The sequence below is a fragment of the Oleiphilus sp. HI0123 genome (assembly GCF_001635315.1).
The window spans coordinates 1-6901 of record NZ_LWGE01001509.1; the positions used below are offsets into that span (position 1 = coordinate 1).

Consider the following 6901-nt stretch of genomic DNA (forward strand, 5'->3'; position numbering starts at 1 on the left):
CCATGGATAATTGCGCCAGTAGTCACCATTTCGGTATAAAGAAGGGTATGTTTTGAAAGTAGGCGTGCCATATAGCGATAGTGGCGATCAGTCCAATCCATCATCGGGGCGACTGAAAACTTGCGGCTAGGCTCAATAGCTGGTGAACTATTTTTCTGTGATTGTTCTGAGTTGTTAATCATAAGGGTCGAAAAGAAGAAATTTGGAATGTACGGTTAATTAAACCAAGTTTAACACACTCTAAGTCACTAATTTTTATTAGTTGTTTGATAAATCTTTAAAGAAATGTGTTCAATATCATGATTGTTGCTTTGATATACACGTATAATTACCGTCATTGCCTAAAGGGTTTGTATTCTTTCTTCTCAATAGTTCGATCATAGCCGCGCATCTAAAGGACTAAAATATTCATGCTCGCCCGCTCTTATAAAACTTTATCTGTCATATCTCTAAGTTTCATTTTAATTGCTTGTGGTAGGCAGGATGATTTGATAATTCCCGCCGAAGTTGAACCCGAGCCTAGTCCTTATTGTTTGGAAGATTCTCCTTACGAGACACCAGTGTTGCTCGATAGTGTATCGTTTTCTGGTCTTCCATTTAGCTTTGATTATAGGCAGTTTGATTATCAGTTTAATTTAGAGCATTTGTCAGACATTACTACGCTAGGCTTTGTTCAGGTTGAACAGTTCTTCGCTCCAAACGTTTTGCCTGAGTTAACTCAAGCAGATTCTCTCGGTGAAACTGTACTTTCTACACTTCAGTTTGAAAGGCTTGATCAGGCGGCTATTGAGGTTCGCGAATTTGGTGTAATCGTTGAGCATTCTCATAATAATGACACGAGGCAGTTTGATGTTGATCTTTCAGAAAACACTTCGTTAGTCGATATTACTCTTAAACCTGGCAAAAACGAGATTTCGTTAGAAGTTACGGCGTCCTTACAGATGCCGTATTCAGGGCTTGAGTGCGAATTAGACGAGAGGTTACGAAATCTCGTACTGCTAGATGACGGGGGCGAAAGTACCAAAGAAACACAGAACGCTGTATTAGAGCTCCAAGGAATGCGGCGGAATGTAGAACAGGTTTTAACTTATAATTTCGTAATATTTCGAGATGAAGCTGATGAGCTTGAAATTACCGACTTTGGTAATCCTCTAGCTCTGTTTGATGAAAATTCACTTGAATCGAATAATCTTTCACTATCAGGTGATTATTTGGTACTTGGTTCGCCAAAGGAAGATAGTTCTTCAGCCGGTGAATTTACTGCTCTTCAGATACAGAATGACCTTGACGGCTCGATTGTCAATGAATTCTCAGAGGACTCTGGCGCTGTTTATATCTATGAAAGAAATGCAAACGATTCTTGGGAGTTAGTCTGGATGTTGAAGGCTCCAAATGCTGAGCCAGGCGATAAATTTGGTCAATCTGTGTTTGTGGACGGCGAACTATTGGTAGTTTCTGCCCCTGGTGAAGATAGCTCTGCGCAAGATGTGTACACTAACTATACTGCAGAAGGGGACTATTCAAGTGCGCTCTCTCAAGAACTTGAAAATGCCAGCGCTAGCAATCTTTCTCCTGAATCTGGCGCAGTCTACCTTTATGTGCTGCAGCGAGATGGAAGTTGGGCACTTCACTCTTATATCAAAGCAAAGGAAAATGTTCGAGGTGCCTCCGGTTTCGACAAAGGGTTTGGTGAGCAAATTGCGTTAAGCGCTCGGTTAAGTTCATCTGGGCAGTATATTGGTCATAGCCTAGCTATTGCTGCACCAAAAGAAGATAGCCTGAATGGCATCTTTTCCGACACGCAAGCCATTAACTCAGGTGCAGTTTATATGTATTCGCTGAATCTCAGTCAGGGCAATTTCTTGCAATATATCGAGACGTTAAAAGCTTTAGAACCCGTTGCGGGAGATCGCTTTGGTAGTGCTATTTCTTTAACACCTGACGGCCAAGTATTTGTATCAGCTCCTTATGAACAAAGTAATGACCGTGTGATAAATAATTCGCCCTCGCCAGAGTCATATGAGCCTGTACTAAGTAGGTCAAATTCCGGCGCTGTGTTTGCTTTTAGCGCTATAAATAGTAATCAGGTGGGATTTCACGAATTGAGTTCAATTATAAAGGCATCGAATGCAGATTCTGGTGATCTATTTGGTAGCTCAATTGCTTCGAATGAAAACTATCTGGTTGTTTCTGCATCCCATGAGGACGGCGCAAGTACAGGGTTCAATCGCGATATGTCGAATAACGATTCAAGCGATTCTGGAGCCGTTTACGTATTTAAAAGAGATGCTGCCAGTGGAAACTTTTCTCAGGACCTCTATATAAAAGCTCCCGTAAATGAACCGTTTTCGAGCTTTGGCAATGCAGTGGCGCTATATGATAACGACCTGATTGTCTCGCACTCACTGTTCGATGAAGGAGGAGCTGAAGATAAGGGTATCACTTACATCTATGCTCGGGATCATGAAGATAAGACCTGGTCTAAACTTCTAGAATTAAGCAGTCCTGAAGTTGTTGAATATGGAAGCACGATTGCGCTTGAGGGAAATAAGGTGGTTGCCACAACCAAAACAGCAGGACAACCTTTGTTTTTGGTAAAATAAACTCAGTGTTTTAGAGGGCTTATATTGAGAGTATGCCGCTAACAGCTTCTTTGCCGTCAATAACCAGTAATTTTGTAATGCTGTTTTCCTTCATGATCGTTTCGGCCGTAAAGAGCATTTCTCCCTCGTCAATGGTTATTGGGTCTGTGGTCATTATATCTTTTGCTTTTTGGGTGTGAATGTCACCACCTTTTACCAAAGAACGGCGCAAGTCTCCATCAGTGATTACGCCAAGAAGCGCTTTGTTTTCATCGATAACAACTGCAATACCCTGAAGCGATTGAGTCATTGTAATGATAACTTCATCAACAGGTGTTTCAGGGCTTACAAAAGGTAGGTCTTGAGCAAGCATTTCGTCACGCACCTTGGTCAGTAGCTGTCTACCCAAGCTTCCTCCAGGGTGAAAGGCTGCAAAGTGCTCAGGTTGAAAGTTTCTTTCTTTCATTAGTGAAACAGCAAGTGCGTCGCCCAAAGCTAGTGTCACCGTTGTCGATGTGGTAGGAGCCAAATTATTTGGGCATGACTCCTTTTCGACAAAAATATTCAAGTAGACGTCTGAATTTTTTGCTAGCGTGCTATCAGGGGCGTTAGCAATAGAAATAATTTTGTTTCCGAAGCGCCGAAGGCTAGGGATGAGTTTGATCACTTCTTCGGTTTCGCCGCTATTCGAGATAAGCAAGATGATATCGCTAGGGCGGATCATCCCTAAGTCACCATGAAATGCTTCGGCGGGGTGAATAAAAAAACTAGGTGTGCCGGTAGAAGCGAGTGTAGCTGCGACTTTTTTGCCAATATGGCCGGATTTCCCCATGCCTGAAACTATTAGGCGTCCTTCAGATTTCATTATCAATGATATGGCAGATGAAAAACTGTTATCAAGAGAGTTTGCGAGATTTGAAATAGCGGAGGACGCTTCGTTTAAGCTGCTAATCGCAGTTTCATTAATATCAGACATTTACACCTACCTAGTAAAGCGGGGTTATAAGGGCTTGGGAGTGGGTGATACAAACGATACCACTAATTATGTCTGTATTATAAACGGTTTTACAAAGAGTAAAATGGCTTTTGTCTTAAATGAAATTTAGGTGCAACAGGTTTAACTTGGGTGAGGGTTGGCAGCGCAATGTGATTGAGGTGCGCTGCCAAAAGAAGGAGCAGGTTAAAAATTGTATCGCAGGCCGATATTACCTAGAATCAGTTCTTTATCTTCTATTAAGGGGCTGGTTTCTATTTCGCCTGAAAATTTCTCTATGGCAAGGTAGCCCGTCGCGGTTAGTTTGTCAGATATGCTGTATTCGACGGTAAGGTCGAACCCGACATGTCCACTATTTCCAGGCTCATATTGAGGTCTGGTAATAGTTTGATAATAATCGATATTGGCGTCATCTTCGCCAGCACCATATTTTTCAATAACATCCTCTTCCGCTAACCTATTTTCAGCTTCGGTTACTTGATAATAGTATGAGTTGTATTTCGTACCATAATGCTTAATAAACATGCGAGGTGTGATTGTCCAATTCCCAGTGTCTGGGAAAGGACGAGACCAGCTAATTGAAGATCGTGGGCCAGAATAGGTGCTGATGACATCGTGAAAAGCCTTAATCTCAACAAGTCCAACACGGGAAAAGAAACGGAAGATAAAGCCAGCCTCAATAGACCTATCCCTATTTTCATCAATGCCCCAGTACAACTCTTCCATATCAGCGCTAATATTCTCAAGATCCAAAAATGTTCGTCCCGATGTTACCGCAAGGCCAAACATAATACGCTTATGCCTGAATAACTCGAAGCCAACTAGTGGCTCATCATGATTGTTATAGCCGAACAAATTTCCCCACTGAAAACTGAAAGTCGGTAAAAAGGAGTAGGTGCCATCATGTCCTATATAGGGTGCCGACCCAAATGTAATGCCGGGGCCGATAGAAAGATGGTCTTCATAGACTGGAACCGGCTCTTGTACCCTTGCTTGAGTTGCGGACGAGCAAAGCACCAAAGACAGTGTTATTGCAGCCAATGATAAGAGTTTACGAGAGTTGAATTCCATAGTGATAAATTACCTGGGTAGTTCCATGTGTGATTAATTACTTAATTTCCAAGCGTTCAGAGAATGCTGAGTCCTTGAATATTTCTGTATTCTATATCTTATTGAATTTAAACGATGAGATCTGGATAACATCATTCGTGATATTTCTGAATAATGCTAACCCTTATTAGCCGGCTAGGTCATATTGAGTGAGGTTATTGCTTTCGATCATGATGCGAACTTTCTCAATATAACGCTCAGCTTGTTCGGAGTAAGGGGAAAGTCCGGGCAGTAGATCTAGGCTGCTCATGTCTTGCTTGCTTGTGCTGCTGAACTTAGCGCGTAGTTTCCTGAATTCATCATATGCCGAGAAGCTATTTAGGTTCATCAGATAGGCCCTGATGGATTCATTTATAGTCTCGAATTGAGCTACCTCATGTTGTTGGTTCTCATTCCTGAATTTAGGTACAAGACCGCATCCTTTTTTAAAGCACCAGTGGCCAAATAGGTTGTTTCCTTGCTTAGCGAAACGACTGGTCCCCCAGCCAGACTCAATGGCCGCTTGTGCCAGTACCATAGAAGCAGGGACGGTATCAACACGCTCTAGCAGTCTGCCAAGTGTCTGACTTGGGTTGGTAGTTGGCACAACCTTGTATTTCATTGCAAGCGCTTTAAGCCAATTTCTGTCGTATTGGTTCAGGCTGGCGGCACCATTTTTTTTTATGGAAGTGCTCATAGCTTGTATTGCAGTTCTGAGGCGAAGTATGTGAAGGTTTTCGTCCTTAACCATTGGCAATAAATATTCAAAAAAAGACTGCTTCTTCTCACTTATATTCTGAATAACTGAAAAGTCAGGAAGCGGGACGGACAGACTGCTATCGGCCTTGTTTTCAATCTTGGGTAGCATATTTTTGGGACTGTGATAGAACCATATGCTTGCCCAAATAATAGACAGTAAGCAGAGGGTAACGGGGTAGTTAATGCTGACGAGGCGTGAAATTAAACTCATTAAAGTTTCAGGGCGCAAATGTTTAAGTAAAGTAATTTTACTTATATTACACAGACAGCACCCTGAAAGAAAATATATCGTTCGTTTAAAACTGATCTAGAAACTGCTCGTAACCCCGGCTACTAAGTTGCTGCTTGGGAATGAATTCCAACGCGGCGGAATTAATACAGTATCTTAAACCAGTTGGCGCTGGGCCATCATCAAAGACATGCCCAAGATGTGAGTCTGCAAATTTACTACGAACCTCGGTGCGAGACATAAATAAACGAAAATCTTTCTTTTCAACTATATATTCTTCTATTAACGGTTTAGTAAAGCTCGGCCATCCTGTGCCAGAATCAAACTTATCTCTCGATGAGAATAGGGGTTCTCCACTGACGATATCGACATAGATACCTTCACGTTTCTCATCCCAGTACTCGTTATCGAATGATCTTTCCGTCCCTTCTTTTTGGGTAACTTTGTATTGAAGGTCGCTGAGCTTCTCACGTATCTTGGTATCGCTTGGTTTGCTGTATTGATTAGTCTGTTTGTTTTCGCTCATAGCTTTCCTCTCAAGATTTTCCTTTGTCCAAACTGTTTCCAGATACTGATCTCTACCTGAATTGTAGCGGTAATATTTATATCTTATTGGGTTTCTTTTGAAGTAGTCCTGATGGTAGTCTTCGGCAGGCCAGAACTTACCAGCTTCTATAATTTCTGTCGTAATGGGTTTATCAAATATGCCGCTGCTCTGAAGGGATGCTTTAGAAGAAGCAGCTAAGTTCATTTGCTCACGGTCCAAATAGAAGATTACGGGTCTATATTGCTTTCCTCTATCAACAAACTGTCCGTCAGAGTCTGTTGGGTTAATATGTTTCCAGTAAACATCAAGTAGGGACTGATAATTTGTGACTTTAGGGTCAAATTTTACTAGAACCGCTTCGACATGGCCGGTTTTGCCTGAGGCTACTTGCTTGTATGCGGGTGACTGTTCACTACCTCCGATATAGCCCGACGTGGCGGAAAGTACTCCTTTATGCTTTTCAAAGTCTGCTTCGGTACACCAGAAGCAGCCGCCGGCAAAAATCGCCGTGTCGCTCGCTGAGACAATGGCGCCTTTACTCATGGTGGATGCCCCAGGCTCTTGTGCTGCTTGGGTGATTGCGCTCAGATAGGTAATAATACTAAGCAAACTGACGATCCAAAGTGTTTTTTTCATAAATTCCTACTCTATCGGGATTCTTTTAAGCAACTGTAGAACTTAGGACAAGAGGTTTGCAGAAA

At 42.2% G+C, this 6901-nt stretch carries 6 protein-coding genes; 1 reads left to right on the forward strand and 5 read right to left on the reverse strand.

Translation table 11 applies throughout. The annotated features are described in order from the left end of the window. Window positions 1-182: tRNA-dihydrouridine synthase (locus tag A3761_RS19955; RefSeq protein WP_197473138.1), on the reverse strand; the 182-nt coding region annotated here is incomplete at its 3' end. Between the two features lie 306 nt (window positions 183-488). Here A3761_RS19955 and A3761_RS19960 point away from each other — a divergent pair. Further along, window positions 489-2603, forward strand: coding sequence for an FG-GAP repeat protein (locus A3761_RS19960; protein ID WP_197469677.1), 2115 nt, complete (start codon window positions 489-491; stop codon window positions 2601-2603). 19 nt (window positions 2604-2622) lie between these two features. On the opposite strand, the gene A3761_RS19965 is transcribed toward A3761_RS19960, so the two are convergent. The 4 genes from A3761_RS19965 to msrB all read right to left on the reverse strand — a co-directional run bounded on the left by A3761_RS19965 (window position 2623) and on the right by msrB (window position 6743). Beyond that, window positions 2623-3558 (reverse strand): SIS domain-containing protein, encoded by a 936-nt coding sequence (locus A3761_RS19965; protein ID WP_068506503.1) that lies wholly within the window; start codon window positions 3556-3558, stop codon window positions 2623-2625. A gap of 204 nt (window positions 3559-3762) precedes the next feature. Further along, window positions 3763-4647, reverse strand: a complete 885-nt coding sequence (locus A3761_RS19970; protein WP_068506506.1) for a MipA/OmpV family protein — start codon at window positions 4645-4647, stop codon at window positions 3763-3765. A 166-nt stretch (window positions 4648-4813) separates the two neighbouring features. Further along, complete coding sequence (locus A3761_RS19975) at window positions 4814-5635, reverse strand: glucosaminidase domain-containing protein (protein WP_082870316.1); 822 nt, start codon at window positions 5633-5635, stop codon at window positions 4814-4816. An 85-nt stretch (window positions 5636-5720) separates the two neighbouring features. Continuing rightward, entirely contained in the window at window positions 5721-6743 is a 1023-nt protein-coding gene (msrB, locus tag A3761_RS19980; RefSeq protein ID WP_368664616.1) for a peptide-methionine (R)-S-oxide reductase MsrB, read from the reverse strand. Between the last annotated feature and the right edge of the window lie 158 nt (window positions 6744-6901).

What these genes read in the sequence shown, in the direction of transcription:
- A3761_RS19965 (WP_068506503.1), bottom strand. Translation starts at nt 3,558, where the DNA reads ATGTCTGATATTAATGAAACTGCGATTAGCAGCTTAAACGAAGCGTCC.
- A3761_RS19970 (WP_068506506.1), bottom strand. Translation starts at nt 4,647, where the DNA reads ATGGAATTCAACTCTCGTAAACTCTTATCATTGGCTGCAATAACACTG.
- A3761_RS19975 (WP_082870316.1), bottom strand. Translation starts at nt 5,635, where the DNA reads ATGAGTTTAATTTCACGCCTCGTCAGCATTAACTACCCCGTTACCCTC.
- msrB (WP_368664616.1), bottom strand. Translation starts at nt 6,743, where the DNA reads ATGAGTAAAGGCGCCATTGTCTCAGCGAGCGACACGGCGATTTTTGCC.